The following is a 15718-nucleotide window of genomic DNA, read 5'->3' on the forward strand; positions in this document are numbered from 1 at the left end:
TCGTGGAAAGTAAGGCAAACAAGCCGAGGGGCCTTGGGAAGTGCTGAGAGAGGTCACTGCGAGCCGCTATATCGAACCTCTGTGCTCCGGCGGCTCCGTCCCCGCCGTCGTCGAGGCCGATGACCTCGGGACGTACGTCGTGAAGTTCACCGGCGCCGCGCAGGGGCGCAAGGCGCTCGTCGCCGAGGTGATCGTGGGGGAGCTGGGGCGGCGCCTCGGGCTCCGGGTGCCCGAGCTGGTGCTGGTGGACTTCGACCCCGCGCTCGGGGCGGGGGAGCCGCAGCAGGAGGTGAGGGAGCTGCTCGACGCGAGCGGCGGGATCAACCTCGGGATGGACTACCTGTCCGGGGCCGCCGACTTCGCCGCGGGGGAGTTTCCCGTCGATCCCGTCGATCCCGTCGAGGCCGGGCGGATCGTGTGGCTCGACGCGCTCACCGCGAACGTCGACCGCACCGTGCACAGCACCAACCTGCTCGTGTGGCCCACGCGCGGCCTCGCGCCCCCGCGCCTGTGGCTCATCGACCACGGTGCCGCGCTCGTCTTCCACCACCGCTGGGCGGGGGCGGAGGACGCGCGCGGCAAGGCGTACGACTTCCGGGCGCACGCCCTCGGCGGCTACGCGCCCGACATGCGCGCCGCCGACGCCGAACTGGCCCCCCGGGTCGACGAGGAGTTGCTGCGTGAGGTCGTCGGCCTCGTACCGGACGCCTGGCTCGAAGGCGAGGAGGGCTTCGCGGCGCCCGGCGAGGTCAGGGACGCGTACGTGCGGCACCTCGCCGAGCGCGCCGCGCTCTCCGCGCGCTGGCTGCCGACCGGCTTCCCGAGCGCGGCCGAGCTGTCCGAGGCGGACCGCCGCCGCCGCGACGCCGGCCGCGCGGGCCGCCCGGCGTGGCTCCAGCACGTACCCGACCTGCACGGCCGCCGCTGAGACCGTGCTCAGGGGCGACCGTGCCGGGGCTCAGCCGCGCAGGCGCGCGTACGCCGGGACCGTCAGGAAGTCCGCGTACGTCTCGGCGAGCGCGACCTCCAGGAGCAGCGTGTACGCCTCGTCCCAGCGGCCCGCCGCGTACGTCTCCTCACCGAGCTCGGCGCGCAGCGCGGCCAGGTCCTCGTCGGCGACCTCGCGGACCAGGTCGCGCGTGACGAGGACGGACGCGCCCTCGAGTTCGACCTCGACGCCCGCGTTGATCCACTGCCACAGCTGCGAGCGGGAGATCTCGGCGGTGGCCGCGTCCTCCATCAGGTTGAAGATCGCGACCGCGCCCGAGCCGCGCAGCCACGCCTCGATGTAACGGATGCCGACCTGCACGGCGTTGACCACGCCCTCGTACGTCGGCCGCGCGTCGAGCGAGTCGATCGCGATGAGGTCGCTCGCGGCCACGTCGACGTCCTCGCGCAGCCGCTCCTTCTGGTGCGCGCGCGTGCCGAGCACCGCGTCGAAGGACTCCAGGGCGACGGGGACGAGGTCGGGATGCGCGACCCACGAGCCGTCGAAGCCGTCCGCCGCCTCGCGGTCCTTGTCGGCGCGGACCTTGGCGAAGGCCGTCTTGTTGACCTCGGGGTCCTTGCGCGAGGGGATGAACGCGGCCATGCCGCCGATCGCGTGCGCGCCGCGCTTGTGGCAGGTGCGGACGAGGAGTTCGGTGTACGCGCGCATGAACGGGGCCGTCATCGTCACGGCGTTGCGGTCCGGGAGGACGAACTTGGCACCGGCGTCACGGAAGTTCTTCACGATGGAGAAGAGGTAGTCCCAGCGGCCCGCGTTGAGCCCGGCCGCGTGTTCGCGCAGCTCGTACAGGATCTCCTCCATCTCGTACGCGGCGGTGATCGTCTCGATGAGGACGGTCGCGCGGACCGTGCCGTGCGGGATGCCCAGCTTCTCCTGCGCGAGCGTGAACACGTCGTTCCACAAGCGGGCTTCGAGGTGCGACTCCGTCTTCGGCAGGTAGAAGAACGGGCCGAGGCCGCGGGCGGCGAGCCGCTCGGCGTTGTGGAAGAAGAAGAGCCCGAAGTCGACGAGCCCGCCGGGGACCGCCTCGCCGTCGACCTCCAGGTGCCGCTCGTCGAGGTGCCAGCCGCGCGGGCGCACGACGACGGTGGCCAGCTCCTCGTCGGGACGCAGGGCGTAGCTCTTGCCGCTGCGGGCGTCGGTGAAGTCGATCCTCCGCTCGAAGGCGTCGATCAGGTTGGCCTGGCCGCCGATGACGTTCTCCCAGGTGGGGGCGGAGGCGTCCTCGAAGTCGGCGAGCCACACCTTGGCACCGGAGTTGAGCGCGTTGATCGTCATCTTGCGGTCGGTCGGGCCCGTGATCTCGACGCGGCGGTCCTGGAGCGCCTCGGGGGCGGGCGCGACGCGCCAGGAGTCGTCCTCGCGGATCGCGCGCGTCCCGGGCAGGAAGTCGAGCGAGGCGGTCCGGGCGATCTCCGCGCGGCGCTCGGCACGGCGCGCGAGCAGTTCGGCGCGGCGCGGCGCGAAGGCGCGGTGCAGCTCGGCGAGGAAGGCGAGGGCGGCCGGAGTGAGGATCTCCTCCTGCCGGCTCACGTGCGGGGCGCCTGCGGCGACGACGGCGGGAGCGGGTGCGGACATGAGGGGCACTCCTTCGGCTTCGACGGGGATGGCACACCGCGAAGGGCGCACCGTGTGGCACTGCGTGCCATGGCGGGTCGGGGGCGGGTGGGGAGGAGAAAGGGGTATGCGGACGACGTGAGAAGGGCTCGCCGTTCACTAATGGATAGTAGTTTTCCCATCGCGGAAGTCAATGGCTGAGGGTGAGCGGGCCGCTGTCCCTCGGTGCCACCTCCTTGGCGCGCGGCTCAGGGCGTCCCGCGCAGGCGCCACAGGTCCTCGGGGGTGTCGATGTCGTACGGGTCGCAGAGATCGCCGCACTCGACGAGCCGGATCTCGCCCGCGTGCTCCCGCAGGTAGGTCCGCGCCCCCTGGTCGCCCGAGGCCCCCGCCGCGACCCCGGGCCAGTGCGCGGCGCCGAGCAGGACCGGGTGCCCGCGCTCGCCGCCGTACGCCGCCGCCGCGAGCGTCGCGGGGCTCTCGTACGCGGCGAGGACCCGCGCCACCGCCCCCGGAGTGATCCCCGGCTGGTCCACGAGCAGCACGACCGCCGCGCGGGCCCCCGTCCCGGCGAGCGAGGCGAGCCCGGCCCGCAGCGAGGAACCCATGCCCGCCTCCCACGCCGGGTTGTGGACCCACGCCTCCGGCGCCGTCCCGGCGCGTTCGCCGGCCGCGCGCACCCTCTCCGCCCCGGCGCCCGTCACGACGTGCACGCGCGCGCAGCCGGCCGCCCGCGCGAGGGCGACCGCGTGCGCGACGAGCGGTGAACCCTCGTGTTCCAGAAGGGCTTTGGGTCTGCCTCCGAGTCGCCGCCCGCCCCCGGCGGCGAGCACGATCCCGGCCGTGGCGCCCTCCGTGTCCCTCGTCACCCCTGCCTCCCTCCCGCCGGTCCGGACCGGCGCGTGTGCGGCGACCCTACGGGTGGGGCGCCCGCGGGGGCGGTCGGGGCGCATACCGGCTGGCGTGTCGGCGCACGGTTGCGAATACTGGGCCCGGTTCGCTCCGCCGCGCGCCTGACCAGCCGTGGCCCGCGAACACATCGGGGTAGGCGCACGGGAGCGTGCGAAGGGGGAGGAGTGCCGCTTGTGACCGGTACTGACCGGACGGGTGTGCCCGTCGTCAACACGGGGCGGCCGGCGGGCGATCAGCGGCCCGCCGGGGAGCCGGATGACCCGCGCATCGCGGAGTTGCGCGCGGCTGTGACGGTGCTGCGGTGTGCGCTGGCCGCGCTGCCCGCCGACCTCACCGACAGGGGCCTCGCCGAGGGGGAACTCGCCGCCCTCGCAGTCCTCCTGTCCGGCCCGGCCCCGAGCCCGGCCGCCCTCAGCGGCCCGCTCCTGCGCCTCGCCGCCACGACCGGCTCGGTGAGCGCGCTGGCCCCCGCCCTCGCCCGGCTCCGCGCGGCGGTCGAGCTGTTCGGGGGCGCGGGCGGCCGCTGAGAGGGCGTCAGGCGCGGAGGCGCGCGGGCCCGGGGCTGGGGGTGACGTGCCGTCCGCAGGCCCCCGCGGGCGGCCTGCTCGGCTCCGTGGCCCCCGGAGGGTTCCGCTACGCCTGCTCCTCGCGGCGCGCGAGCGCCTCGGACAGCTCGGCCGCGACCTGCCGCAGCACGGGTACGTGGCGCTCCATCGCCTCGTCGGTGAGGCGGCCCGCCGGGCCCGAGACCGAGAGCGCCGCCGTCGTGGGGGAGTGGGGGACCGGCACCGCGAGGCAGCGCACGCCGATCTCCTGCTCGTTGTCGTCGACCGCGAAGCCCCGTGCCCGTACCTCGTCGAGCGCCGCGAGGAAGGACTCGGGCGTCGTCAGGGTGCGGTCGGTCGCCGCGGGCATACCCGTACGGGCGAGCAGCGCGCGCACCTCGCCCGGGGTGCTGTCGGCGAGGAGGGCCTTGCCCACGCCCGTCGAGTGCGGCAGGACCCGGCGGCCGACCTCGGTGAACATGCGCATCGAGTGCTTCGAGGGCACCTGCGCCACGTACACCACCTCGTCGCCGTCGAGCAGCGCCATGTTCGCCGTCTCGCCCGTCTCGTCGACGAGCCGCGCGAGATACGGGCGCGCCCACGTGCCGAGCAGCCGCGAGGCGGACTCGCCGAGCCGGATCAGGCGGGGGCCCAGCGCGTACCTGCGGTTCTCCTGCTGGCGCACGTAGCCCGTCGCGACGAGCGTGCGCATGAGGCGGTGGATCGTGGGGAGCGGGAGGCCGCTGCTCGCGGCGAGTTCGCTCAGGCCGACCTCGCCGCCCGCGTCCGCCATCCGCTCAAGGAGGTCGAAGGCGCGCTCCAGGGACTGCACGCCCCCGGCGGCCGCGGACTTCGGGGGAGCGGCGGCATCGCTGGTGCGCGGGGTCGGCACGGCACGGTCCTTTCAGGGGACGGACGGGCGAAGCAGCAGCCTACCGGGCGGGATCTTTCCGGCCGCACGGAGGACGGTGTTACATGAAAGTATATTTCCGGTTACCGGAAAGGAGCAGGGTGGGTCCCGCCGCCCGGCGCCCTTGACGGGGTCCCTGGGGCGGCAGAGACTCGCGGCAAAGGTTCAACAGAACGTTGAACGCTTCCGCAGGTGTTGACCAGGGGGCCCCGCCTTGACCGCCGCCGCACCGCCCGACCTCCTCCTCCGCTCCACCCGCGCCGTGCTCCCCGAGGGCCCGCCGCGTCCGGCCGCCATCGCCGTCACGGGCCCGGTGATCAGCGCGGTCCTCCCGTACGGGAGCGCGGCGCCCGAAGGCTGTCGTGTTCTCGACCTCGGCGACGACGCCCTCCTGCCCGGCCTCGTCGACACCCACGTCCACGTCAACGACCCGGGGCGCGCCCACTGGGAGGGCTTCACGACCGCGACCCGCGCCGCCGCCGCGGGGGGCATCACGACCCTCGTCGACATGCCGCTCAACTCCCTGCCGCCCACCACCACCGTCGAGCACCTGCGCCGCAAGCAGGAGGTCGCGGCCCCCCGCGCGCACATCGACGTCGGCTTCTGGGGCGGAGCGATCCCCGGCAACGCGGCCCACCTCCGCCCCCTCCACGAGGCCGGGGTCCTCGGCTTCAAGTGCTTCCTCTCCCCTTCCGGCGTCGACGAGTTCCCGCCGCTGGACGCGGAGGGGCTCGACGCGGCCCTCGCCGCCCTCGCCGCGTTCGACGGCCTTCTCCTCGTGCACGCCGAGGACCCCCACCACCTCGCCGCCGCACCCCAGCGGGGCGGCCCCCGCTACCGCGACTTCCTCGCCTCGCGCCCCCACGCCGCCGAACGCGAGGCCGTCCGCCTCCTGTTGGAGGCGGCCGCGCGCCACCCCGGCGCCCGCGTCCACGTCCTGCACGTCTCCAGCGCCGATGTGCTGCCGCTGATCGCCGAGGCGAAAGCGGCCGGGGCGCGCGTCACCGCCGAGACCTGCCCGCACTTCCTCGCCCTCACCGCCGAGGAAGTCCCGGACGGTGCCACGGAGTTCAAGTGCTGCCCGCCCATCAGGGAGGCCGCCAACCAGGAGGCGCTGTGGCAGGCGCTCGCCGACGGCACGCTCGACTGCGTCGTCTCCGACCACTCACCGTCGACCTCCGACCTCAAAACCCCCGATTTCGCGGGCGCCTGGGGCGGCATCTCCTCGCTCCAGCTCGGCCTGCCCGCCGTCTGGACCGCCGCCGAGGCGCGCGGCACGGGGCTCGCGGACGTCGTCCGCCGCATGTCCACCGCGCCCGCGGCCCTCGCGGGACTCACCACCAAGGGCGCTCTCGCCCCGGGCAGGGACGCCGACTTCACCGTCTTCGCCCCCGAGGCCGCCTTCACCGTGGAGCCCGCCCGCCTCCACCACCGCAACGCCGTCACCGCCTACGCGGGCCGCACCCTGCGCGGCGTCGTCCGCTCCACCTGGCTGCGCGGCCGACGCGCCTACGAGGCCGGGGAGTTCACCGCACCGTACGGGAAGCTGCTGCGCCGGGAGACGTGACCCGGGCGCGCCCGAAGCGACGAAAGGAACCACGCCCACCGTGACCGCGACGCCCTCTTCCTTCACCGGCCCCGCCCAGCCCTACGCCGGCGGCGACCCCTACGCCGACTACCGCGCCACCGCATACCCCTTCACCCACCTCCCCGACCTCGCGGACCGCGGCCTCGGCGGCTGCGTCGTCGCCGCCAACGACGAGTTCTTCGCCGACCGCGAGAACCTGCTCGTCCCCGACCGCCCCCGCTTCGACCCCACCGCGTACGGCCACAAGGGCAAGATCATGGACGGCTGGGAGACCCGCCGCCGTCGCGGCACGGGCCCCGCGCACCCCTGGCCGGAGGCCGACGACCACGACTGGGCGCTCATCCGCCTCGCGACCCCCGGCGTCGTGCGCGGACTCCTCGTCGACACCGCGCACTTCCGCGGCAACCACCCCCGCGCCGTGAGCGTCGAGGCAACCGCGCTGCCGGGCCACCCGAGCCCCGATGACCTGCTCGCCCCCGGCGTGCGCTGGACGACCCTGCTGCCCCGTACGGAGATCGGCGGGCACGCCGCGAACGGCTTCCCCGTCACGGTCGCACGCCGCTTCACGCACGTACGGCTGCGGCAGTACCCGGACGGCGGGATCGCCCGGCTGCGCGTGTACGGGGACGTCGTGCCCGACCCGCGCTGGCTCGCCGCGCTCGGCACCTTCGACCTCGCCGCGCAGGAGTACGGGGGGCGCGCCGAGGACACGTCCGACCGCTTCTTCTCGCCGCCCGCCAACACGCTGCGCCCCGGCCGTTCGCGGTCCATGCACGAGGGCTGGGAGACGCGGCGGCGGCGCGACGACGGCCACGACTGGGTGCGGTACGCGCTCGCCGGGCACGGCGAGATCCGCGCCGTCGAGATCGACACCGCGTGCTACCTCGGCAACGCGGCGGGCTGGGCGGCGCTCTCCGTGCGCGAGGACGAGGGGCCGTGGACCGTCCTCCTGCCGCCCACCCGCCTCCAGCCCGACACCCCGCACCGCTTCCTCCTCGACCACCCCGTCCCCGCGACCCACGCGCGTCTCGACATCCACCCCGACGGCGGCGTCTCGCGGCTGCGGCTGCACGGGAGTCTGAGCGCACGCGGGAGAAGCGAACTGGAGCGCCGAGTCCGGGAGTTGGGGGAGGACTGAGGGCGGGGCGAGGTGTCGCGGTGCGGGGGCGCGCCGGGGGAGTACCGGCCGTCGGCCGCGTACGCCCGGGGGCGCGCGGCCCGCACCGGCACACACCGCGTGCACCAGCCGTTCACCAACGCACGGAACTTTCACCCGGGTTGACATGGACACAGGCATCTACGCGCGTCATCGTGGACGTCATGCGACGACACCCCCACACCCTGTCCCGCACCGCCCGACTCGCCGCCCTCACCGCGCTCGGCGCCGCCCTCCTGATCGGTGGCCCGGCCGCCACCGCGCAGGCGCAGGCCCCGGCCCCGTCCCCCGTCTCCGCCACCGTCCTCACCCCGGCCGGCGCGGCCGCGGTCGGGGACATCTGCTCCTCCGCCCTGCCGAGCCAGGCCCACGACACGCTCGAACTCATCGACAAGGGCGGCCCGTTCCCCTACCCGCAGGACGGCATCGTCTTCCAGAACCGCGAGGGCGTCCTCCCCGACCAGTCCACCGGCTACTACCACGAGTACACCGTGAAGACCCCCGGCTCCCCGGACCGCGGCGCGCGCCGCATCGTGACCGGCGAGAAGACCGACGAGGACTACTACACCTCCGACCACTACGCGAGCTTCGACCTGATCGACTTCACCTGCTGAACCGGCGTCGCGCCCGCTGAACCGGCGTCGACCGGCTCGACCGCCCCGCTCCCCGCACGAGTTGACTCTTTCCCCCCCGGCGCCCCGCCGGTAGCCGCACCCACCGGCCCAGGCGCCCCCGCCCCACCGCGCGTCCCCCCACGGTTCGACGGCGCGCGGTGGGGCGGCCTGACGGTGGCGGGAAGCCGCGAGGACACGTGGGGACGCCGGTGCTCGCCCGACCCCGGCGGCGGCGTCCCCCTCCGGTCACCACCAGCGCGCGGAACCGCGCGAACGCGACGAACCGCTCCTCGTCCCGCTCACCTCCGGCGCCGCGACTCGCAGCGGGCACGGTCGCTGACCGGCGACGTACGCGACCCGGTTCGCCGTGCCGCGCCCCCACGCGGCCTTCGACGGACCGCGCGGAGGGTCGGCTCGATCGGGGTGCCGCAGTGCGCCCGGCGGGGCGGAACGCGGGACCTGGTCCAGGACCGATGCCGCAGCACGTGCCGCCGTGGCGCGGCGAGCGCTCGCCGGGCGGACCGGTGACGTGCTGCGCCCCTGCCGGGCGTCGGCGCTTCCTGCCGGGGGCCGGCCGCGTCGCCGCTCCCCGGGCGCCGGGCTCGGCGCGCGGCCCGCTGACTTTCGTACCGCCCCGTGGACTTTCGGATGATCCTTCGTTCCGGCCGCCCGCCGCGCCGCCCCGGCCACGTAGCTTTGATGATTATGACGACACAGGTGGCACCCGGGCCGAGGCCGGGGCAGGAGACCGCGGCGGCCCGTGGAACCGGTGCACGGACGCGGGCCGGGGCCGCCGTCGCCCGCCTGCGCGCCGCGCTGCCCGCGAGCGCGGCGGACGGCGGGCCCCGCGGCCCCGTCCGGCCCGAGTACCCGTGGCTGCTCCCCTCCGCCGTCGCCGACCTGGCGCCGCCGCGCCGCGCGCGGCGCACCGTGCGGGACTGGATCGTCGACAGTCTCTGCTTCCTCGCGGCGCTCCTCGTCGGCGTCCTCGGCCTCGACGCCCTCAGCCGCCACGCCTCCGGAGCACAGGTCTTCGTCGACGTCGTCCTCGGTCTCCTCGCCTGCTGCGCCCTGTGGGTGCGGCGCCGCGTGCCGCTCGGGCTCGCGCTCGTCCTCATGGTCGTGGGGCTCTTCTCGGAGACCTCCGGCGGTGCGATCCTCGTGAGCCTCTTCACACTGACCGTGCACCGCCCCTTCCGGTACGTGGCCTGGGTCGGCGGTCTCACCCTGCTGCTCGTCCCGCCCTACTTCCTCCTACGGCCGGACCCCGAGATGTCCGTGGCCGAGGCCAGCGCCTTCGTCGTCGCCGTGGTCGGCACCGTGATCGGCTGGGGCATGTTCGTCCGCGCCCGCCGCCAGCTCGTGCTCTCGCTGCGCGACCGCCCGGCGCGCGCCGAGGCCGAGGCGACACTGCGGGCGGCGCACGCGCAGCGCCTCGCCCGGGAGGAGATCGCCCGCGAGATGCACGACGTGCTCGCCCACCGCCTCTCCCTGCTCAGCGTCCACGCGGGCGCCCTCGAATTCCGCCCGGACGCCCCGCGGCCCGAGGTCAGGCGTGCGGCGGGCGTCATCCGCGACAGCGCCCACGAGGCGCTCCAGGACCTGCGGCAGATCATCGGCGTGCTCCGCGCGGGCGACGAGGGCGAGGACCCCGCACGCCCCCAGCCCACGCTCGCCGCGCTCGCCCGCCTCGCCGAGGAGAGCAGGGAGGCGGGCGCCGACGTGGACCTCGGCGTGGACCTCGCCGGGCAGCCGCCCGAGGCCGTGCCCGCCGCGAGCGGCCGCACCGCCTACCGCGTCGTCCAGGAGGGCATGACCAACGCGCGCAAGCACGCCCCCGGCGCCCCGGTCGCCTGCCGCGTCCACGGCCGCCCGGGGGAAGGGCTCACCGTCGAGGTCGCCAACACCGCGCCGCCCGGTGCCCCCGCGCCCGTGCCAGGCTCGGGGCAGGGGCTCATCGGATTGCGCGAGCGCGCCGTGCTCGCCGGGGGCCGCCTGGAGCACGGGTCCACGGCCGACGGCGGCTTCCGCCTCGCCGCCTGGCTACCGTGGCCCCCATGACCGTGACCGTGCTCCTCGCCGACGACGACGCCCTCGTACGCGCCGGACTCCGCCTCATGCTCGGCGGCGATCCCGAACTGGAGATCGTCGGCGAGGCCGCCGACGGCGAGGAGGCGGTACGGCTCGCCGAGGAGCTGCGCCCGGCCGTCGTCCTCATGGACCTGCGCATGCCCGGCACGGACGGGCTCGCGGCGACCGCACGCCTCAGGGAGCGGCCGGAGGCCCCCGAGGTCCTCGCTCTCACGACCTTCCACGCCGACGAACAGGTGCTGCGCGCGCTGCGCGCGGGCGCGGCGGGCTTCCTCCTCAAGGACACCCCGCCCGCCGAGATCGCCGCCGCCGTGCGGGAGGTCGCCCAGGGCCGTCCCGTCCTGTCGCCGCTCGTCACCCGCCGCCTCATCGCGCAGGTCGCGGGCGGGGACTCCCTCTCCGCGCGGCGCGAGCGGGCCCGCGCCCGCCTCGCGAGCCTCGCGGAGCGCGAACGAGCGGTCGCCCTCGCGGTCGGCAGGGGCGCCTCCAACGCGGAGATCGCCGCCGAGCTGTACCTGAGCGTGCCCACGGTCAAGGCCCACGTCTCGCGCGTCCTCGCGAAGCTCCAGCTCAACAACCGGGTCCAGATCGCCCTCCTCACCTACGACGCGGACCCCGCCGCGACCACGTGGGACGAGCAGACCTGACCCCCGCCGCGTGCGGCGTTGGTCACGGACGCCCGGCCGCCACCCCCACATGAGGCATCCACACCGTCACGGGATGACTACGTAGTGTTACCGACGGCCCGCAAGTCGTAGCCGCGCGGCACGAGGGCCCGGCCCCACACCCGCCTTGCTTCCCGGTGAAGTTGACCACCCGCGCCCGCGTCGCCCGCCGCGAAGCCCGCACGGGCCATTGACGCGCACCGCCACTCTCCGTTACAACTCTGCGAGCCGCCCGCCCACCCCACCCACCGCCGTGCGGCGAGGGACCGGTGCACGATACTTGGTCGGTCGGGGCGGCTGACGGCGCCCCTCACGGGCGACCTCCCCCAGCCTCCGGCCGGGGCCCACCGCCCCGTGGACCGTGCGCCCACCGGGCGCGGCGGATTCGACGCACGTACGGCAAGACGAGAAGGGCTGGTCCTGGTGGCACGCTTTCGTACCTGGGTGAGTGTCGCGGTGGCCGCGGCGCTCGGCCTCTCCCTCGCGGGGTGCAGCAGCACCGGCGGCAAGCGCGCCGAGGACGCCCGCAAGGCCGCGGCGGCCGGTGGCAAGGCCGCGGTGAACACCCCGCGCTGGACGATCGCCATGGTCACCCACTCCGGCGACGGCGACTCCTTCTGGGACATCGTGCAGAACGGCGCCAAGCAGGCCGCCGTCAAGGACAACATCAAGTTCCTCTACTCGCACAGCGACCAGGGGCAGACCCAGGCGCAGTACGTCGACGCCGCCATCGACAAGAAGGTCGACGGCATCATCGTCACGCTCGCCAAGCCCGGCGCGATGAAGTCCGCGCTCGCCCGCGCCAAGAAGGCCGGCATCCCCGTCGTCACCGTGAACTCGGGCGCCGACGCCTCCAAGAAGTTCGGCGCGCTCGCCCACATCGGACAGGACGAGAGCGTCGCGGGCGAGGCCGTCGGCGAGGAACTCAACAAGCGCGGCAGGAAGAAGGCCCTGTGCGTCCTGCACGAGCAGGGCAACGTCGGTCACGAGGACCGCTGCGCCGGGGCGAAGAAGACCTTCGACGGCACCATGGAGAACATCTACGTCACCGGCACCAACATGCCCGACGTGCAGTCCGCCCTCCAGGCCAAGCTCCAGACGGACAAGAAGATCGACACCGTCGTCACCCTCGGCGCACCCTTCGCCGACGCCGCCGTCAAGGCGAAGAACGAGGCGGGCAGCAAGGCCGAGGTCGACACCTTCGACCTCAACTCCGAGGTGGTCGACGGGCTCAAGGACAAGACCCTCGGCTTCGCCGTCGACCAGCAGCCCTACCTCCAGGGCTACGAGGCCGTCGACCTGCTGTGGCTCTACCGCTACAACGCCGACATGCTCGGCGGCGGGCAGCCCGTCCTCACGGGTCCGCAGATCGTCACGCGCGCCGACGCCGACGCCCTCGCCGAGTACACGAAGCGGGAGACCCGATGAGCGCCGCGGCAGGCGGTGACGAACGGCTCCTGCGCACCCCGGCCTGGCGCAAGCTCCTGCGCCGCCCGGAACTCGGCTCGATCGTCGGCGCGATCGCCGTCTTCGTCTTCTTCGCCCTCGTCGCCGACAGCTTCCTGAAGCCCGCGAGCCTCGCCACGATGCTCTACGCGGCCTCCACGATCGGCATCATGGCGGTCCCCGTCGCACTCCTGATGATCGGCGGCGACTTCGACCTCTCCGCCGGTGTCATGGTGACGACCTCCGCGCTCGTCTCCACGATGTTCAGCTTCCAGATGACCGCGAACACGTGGGTCGGCGTCGGCGTCTCGCTCGTCGTCACCCTCGCGATCGGCTTCTTCAACGGCTACCTGCGCCAGCGCACGAAACTGCCGAGCTTCATCATCACGCTCGGCACCTTCCTCATGCTCACGGGTCTCAACCTGGGCCTCACGAAGGCCATCAGCGGCGGCGTCTCGACGAAGAGCATCTCCGACATGGAGGGCTTCTCCTCCGCGCACGCGCTCTTCGCGTCCACGCTCACCCTCGGAGGCGTCGACTTCAAGGTCACGATCCTGTGGTGGTTCGCGCTCATCGCCCTCGGCACGTGGATCCTGCTGCGCACCCGCGCGGGCAACTGGATCTTCGCCGTCGGCGGCGACGACAACGCGGCCCGCGCGGTCGGCGTCCCCGTCACGAAGACCCGCATCGGGCTCTACCTCGGCGTCGCCTTCGGCGCCTGGATCTCCGGGCAGCACCTGCTCTTCTCCTTCGACCAGGTGCAGTCCGGAGAAGGCGTCGGCAACGAGTTCATCTACATCGTCGCGGCCGTCATCGGCGGCTGCCTCATCACCGGCGGCTACGGCTCGGCGATCGGCGCCGCCGTCGGCGCGCTCATCTTCGGCATGACGAGCAAGGGCATCGTCTACGCCGAGTGGAACGCGGACTGGTTCAAGTTCTTCCTCGGAGCGATGCTCCTCCTCGCCACGCTCCTCAACGCGTGGGTGCGCAAGCGTGCGGAGGCCACCTCATGACCACCCCCACAGCGGCCGGCTCCGGGGAGCGCGTCCCGCTCGTCGAGCTCGACGACGTCAGCAAGTACTACGGGAACGTCCGCGCCCTCGAAGGCGTCTCGCTCAGCGTCCACCCCGGTGAGATCACCTGCGTGCTCGGCGACAACGGCGCGGGCAAGTCCACCCTCATCAAGATCATCGCCGGTCTGCACCAGCACGACGCCGGTGCCTTCCGCTTCGACGGCGAGGAGACGAGGCTGTCCTCGCCCCGCGAGGCGCTCGATCTCGGTATCGCGACTGTCTACCAGGACCTCTCCGTCGTCCCGCTCATGCCCGTGTGGCGGAACTTCTTCCTCGGCTCCGAGCCGGTCAAGGGCCCCTGGCCCTTCACGCGCATGGACGTGAACTTCATGCGCGAGACGACCCGCTCCGAACTGGCCCGGATGGGCATCGACCTGCGCGACGTGGACCAGCCGATCGGGACGCTCTCCGGCGGTGAGCGGCAGTGCGTCGCGATCGCGCGCGCCGTCTACCTCGGTGCCAAGGTCCTCGTCCTCGACGAGCCGACGGCCGCGCTCGGCGTCAAGCAGTCGGGCGTCGTCCTCAAGTACGTCGCCGCCGCGCGCGACGCCGGGCTCGGCGTGGTCCTCATCACGCACAACCCGCACCACGCCTACCTCGTCGGCGACCACTTCGTGCTCCTCAAGCGCGGCACGATGGCCGGCAGCCACCCCAAGTCGGGGATCAGCCTGGACGAACTGACCCGGCAGATGGCGGGCGGCTCCGAACTGGACGAACTGAGCCACGAACTCCAGCGCGCCCCGGTTCCCGACCACCTGGGCGGGCACCCGGCCAAGGACGCGGACTGAGCGTTCCTCCCCCTCCGCCGTGCCCGCGCCTCCCACCGGACGGGGATGCCCCGCCCGAAGGCCGGCGGAGGACGGGCACAGCGGGGGCCCGGCACCGGCCGTCCCCATGCCGGGACCCCACCCCGACCCCCGGCAATGGCACAATCGGCCCCGGTGGGCACCCCGCCCACCCCGGCCGAGTGCCGCGCCCCCGACCGAGCAGGGACCCGATGAGCACGTACCGCGGCGCCGCCCGCGCCACCGTCCTGCGTACGCGCACCGTGGGCACCCGTGAACGGCGTTCCCACCTCAGCGCTCCGCGGGTCCCCACGGTCGGCATCGACATCGGCGGCACCAAGGTCATGGCCGGCGTCGTGGACGCGGACGGCCACATCCTGGAGACGCTCCGCGCCGAGACCCCCGACAAGTCGAAGAGCCCGAAGGTCGTCGAGGACACGATCGTCGAGCTGGTCCTCGACCTCTCCGACCGGCACGACGTGCACGCGGTCGGCATCGGCGCGGCGGGCTGGGTCGACGCGGAGCGCAACCGGGTCCTGTTCGCCCCGCACCTCGCCTGGCGCGACGAACCGCTGCGCGACCGCCTCTCGGGCCGCCTCGCGGTGCCCGTCATGGTCGACAACGACGCGAACGCCGCCGCGTGGGCGGAGTGGCGCTTCGGCGCGGGGCGCGGCGAGGACCACCTCGTGATGATCACACTCGGCACCGGCATCGGCGGCGCGATCCTGGAGGACGGCAGGGTCAAGCGCGGCCAGTTCGGCGTCGCGGGCGAGTTCGGGCACATGCAGGTCGTGCCCGGCGGCCACCGCTGCCCCTGCGGGAACCGGGGCTGCTGGGAGCAGTACAGCTCGGGCAACGCGCTCGTGCGCGAGGCGCGCGAGCTGGCCGCCGCCGACTCGCCGGTCGCGCACGGCATCATCGACCGCGTCGGCGGCAACATCAACGACATCACCGGGCCGCTCATCACCGAGCTGGCCCGCTCGGGCGACGCCATGTGCGTCGAACTGCTCCAGGACATCGGCCAGTGGCTCGGCGTCGGCATCGCGAACCTCGCCGCCGCGCTCGACCCCTCCTGCTTCGTCATCGGCGGCGGCGTCAGCGCCGCGGACGATCTCCTCATCGACCCGGCGACGGACGCCTTCCGCCGCCACCTCACCGGGCGCGGCTACCGCCCCCAGGCCCGCATCGCCAAGGCCCAGCTCGGGCCCGAGGCCGGGATGGTCGGCGCCGCCGACCTGGCCAGGCTCGTCGCCCGCCGCTTCCGCCGCGCCAACCGCCGCCGCGTCGAGCGGTACGAGCGGTACGCCCAGACCTCGGGCGTCCCGGGCGGGGAGGACGGCGCGTGAGCCTCGGCCGGGCCAGCCTCC

General features: G+C 74.1%; 14 protein-coding genes. 11 read left to right on the forward strand and 3 right to left on the reverse strand.

From position 1 onward, the window contains the following. Nucleotides 1-40: 40 nt before the first annotated feature. Nucleotides 41-928: a HipA family kinase gene (locus IF99_RS0103865; RefSeq protein ID WP_030994883.1), complete on the forward strand. Its 888-nt coding sequence runs from the start codon at nt 41-43 to the stop codon at nt 926-928. A 30-nt stretch (nt 929-958) separates the two neighbouring features. Here IF99_RS0103865 and aceB read toward each other — a convergent pair whose 3' ends face one another. Both aceB and IF99_RS0103875 read right to left on the reverse strand, forming a co-directional pair. Next, a complete protein-coding gene (aceB, locus tag IF99_RS0103870) occupies nt 959-2587 on the reverse strand; it encodes a malate synthase A (RefSeq protein WP_030994884.1) in 1629 nt (542 codons plus the stop codon). Nucleotides 2588-2814: 227 nt separating this feature from the next. Then, nucleotides 2815-3435, reverse strand: a complete 621-nt coding sequence (locus tag IF99_RS0103875; protein WP_030994885.1) for a nucleotidyltransferase family protein — start codon at nt 3433-3435, stop codon at nt 2815-2817. Between the two features lie 216 nt (nt 3436-3651). On the opposite strand from IF99_RS0103875, the gene IF99_RS0103880 reads away from it, so the two are divergent. Further along, nucleotides 3652-4005: a DUF5955 family protein gene (locus IF99_RS0103880; protein WP_030994886.1), complete on the forward strand. Its 354-nt coding sequence runs from the start codon at nt 3652-3654 to the stop codon at nt 4003-4005. 106 nt (nt 4006-4111) lie between these two features. Here the strand turns inward: IF99_RS0103880 and IF99_RS0103885 are convergent, their stop codons facing one another. Beyond that, on the reverse strand, nt 4112-4915 hold the full coding sequence (locus tag IF99_RS0103885; RefSeq protein ID WP_030994887.1) for an IclR family transcriptional regulator: 804 nt from the start codon (nt 4913-4915) through the stop codon (nt 4112-4114). A 232-nt stretch (nt 4916-5147) separates the two neighbouring features. On the opposite strand from IF99_RS0103885, the gene allB reads away from it, so the two are divergent. The 9 genes from allB to IF99_RS0103930 all read left to right on the forward strand — a co-directional run bounded on the left by allB (nt 5148) and on the right by IF99_RS0103930 (nt 15697). Next, the gene (gene allB, locus IF99_RS0103890) at nt 5148-6500 is read left to right on the forward strand and encodes an allantoinase AllB (protein WP_030994888.1); all 1353 of its coding nucleotides are present in this window, start codon (nt 5148-5150) and stop codon (nt 6498-6500) included. 40 nt (nt 6501-6540) lie between these two features. After that, nucleotides 6541-7659: an allantoicase gene (gene alc, locus IF99_RS0103895; protein ID WP_030994889.1), complete on the forward strand. Its 1119-nt coding sequence runs from the start codon at nt 6541-6543 to the stop codon at nt 7657-7659. A 182-nt stretch (nt 7660-7841) separates the two neighbouring features. Continuing rightward, on the forward strand, nt 7842-8291 hold the full coding sequence (locus tag IF99_RS0103900) for a ribonuclease domain-containing protein (protein ID WP_030994890.1): 450 nt from the start codon (nt 7842-7844) through the stop codon (nt 8289-8291). Nucleotides 8292-9008: 717 nt separating this feature from the next. Further along, nucleotides 9009-10352, forward strand: a complete 1344-nt coding sequence (locus IF99_RS0103905) for a sensor histidine kinase (RefSeq protein ID WP_030994891.1) — start codon at nt 9009-9011, stop codon at nt 10350-10352. Continuing rightward, entirely contained in the window at nt 10349-11029 is a 681-nt protein-coding gene (locus tag IF99_RS0103910) for a response regulator (RefSeq protein WP_030994892.1), read from the forward strand. Before IF99_RS0103905 ends, IF99_RS0103910 begins: the two co-directional genes overlap by 4 nt. Nucleotides 11030-11470: 441 nt before the next feature. Then, complete coding sequence (locus IF99_RS0103915) at nt 11471-12475, forward strand: sugar ABC transporter substrate-binding protein (RefSeq protein WP_030994893.1); 1005 nt, start codon at nt 11471-11473, stop codon at nt 12473-12475. After that, nucleotides 12472-13506 carry an ABC transporter permease gene (locus tag IF99_RS0103920; RefSeq protein ID WP_030994894.1) on the forward strand — a complete coding sequence of 345 codons (1035 nt, stop codon included), beginning with the start codon at nt 12472-12474 and terminating at the stop codon, nt 13504-13506. Before IF99_RS0103915 ends, IF99_RS0103920 begins: the two co-directional genes overlap by 4 nt. Then, complete coding sequence (locus IF99_RS0103925; RefSeq protein WP_030994895.1) at nt 13503-14354, forward strand: ATP-binding cassette domain-containing protein; 852 nt, start codon at nt 13503-13505, stop codon at nt 14352-14354. Before IF99_RS0103920 ends, IF99_RS0103925 begins: the two co-directional genes overlap by 4 nt. A 209-nt stretch (nt 14355-14563) precedes the next feature. Then, a complete protein-coding gene (locus tag IF99_RS0103930) occupies nt 14564-15697 on the forward strand; it encodes an ROK family glucokinase (protein ID WP_030994896.1) in 1134 nt (377 codons plus the stop codon). Nucleotides 15698-15718: the final 21 nt, after the last annotated feature.

Source organism: Streptomyces sp. NRRL F-5630 (assembly GCF_000719475.1).
GTDB lineage: Bacteria > Actinomycetota > Actinomycetes > Streptomycetales > Streptomycetaceae > Streptomyces.

Excerpts from the sequence above, each read along its gene's own strand:
- aceB (WP_030994884.1), bottom strand. The coding sequence starts at position 2,587 with ATGTCCGCACCCGCTCCCGCCGTCGTCGCCGCAGGCGCCCCGCACGTG.
- IF99_RS0103900 (WP_030994890.1), top strand. The coding sequence starts at position 7,842 with ATGCGACGACACCCCCACACCCTGTCCCGCACCGCCCGACTCGCCGCC.
- IF99_RS0103910 (WP_030994892.1), top strand. The coding sequence starts at position 10,349 with ATGACCGTGACCGTGCTCCTCGCCGACGACGACGCCCTCGTACGCGCC.
- IF99_RS0103920 (WP_030994894.1), top strand. The coding sequence starts at position 12,472 with ATGAGCGCCGCGGCAGGCGGTGACGAACGGCTCCTGCGCACCCCGGCC.
- IF99_RS0103925 (WP_030994895.1), top strand. The coding sequence starts at position 13,503 with ATGACCACCCCCACAGCGGCCGGCTCCGGGGAGCGCGTCCCGCTCGTC.
- IF99_RS0103930 (WP_030994896.1), top strand. The coding sequence starts at position 14,564 with ATGAGCACGTACCGCGGCGCCGCCCGCGCCACCGTCCTGCGTACGCGC.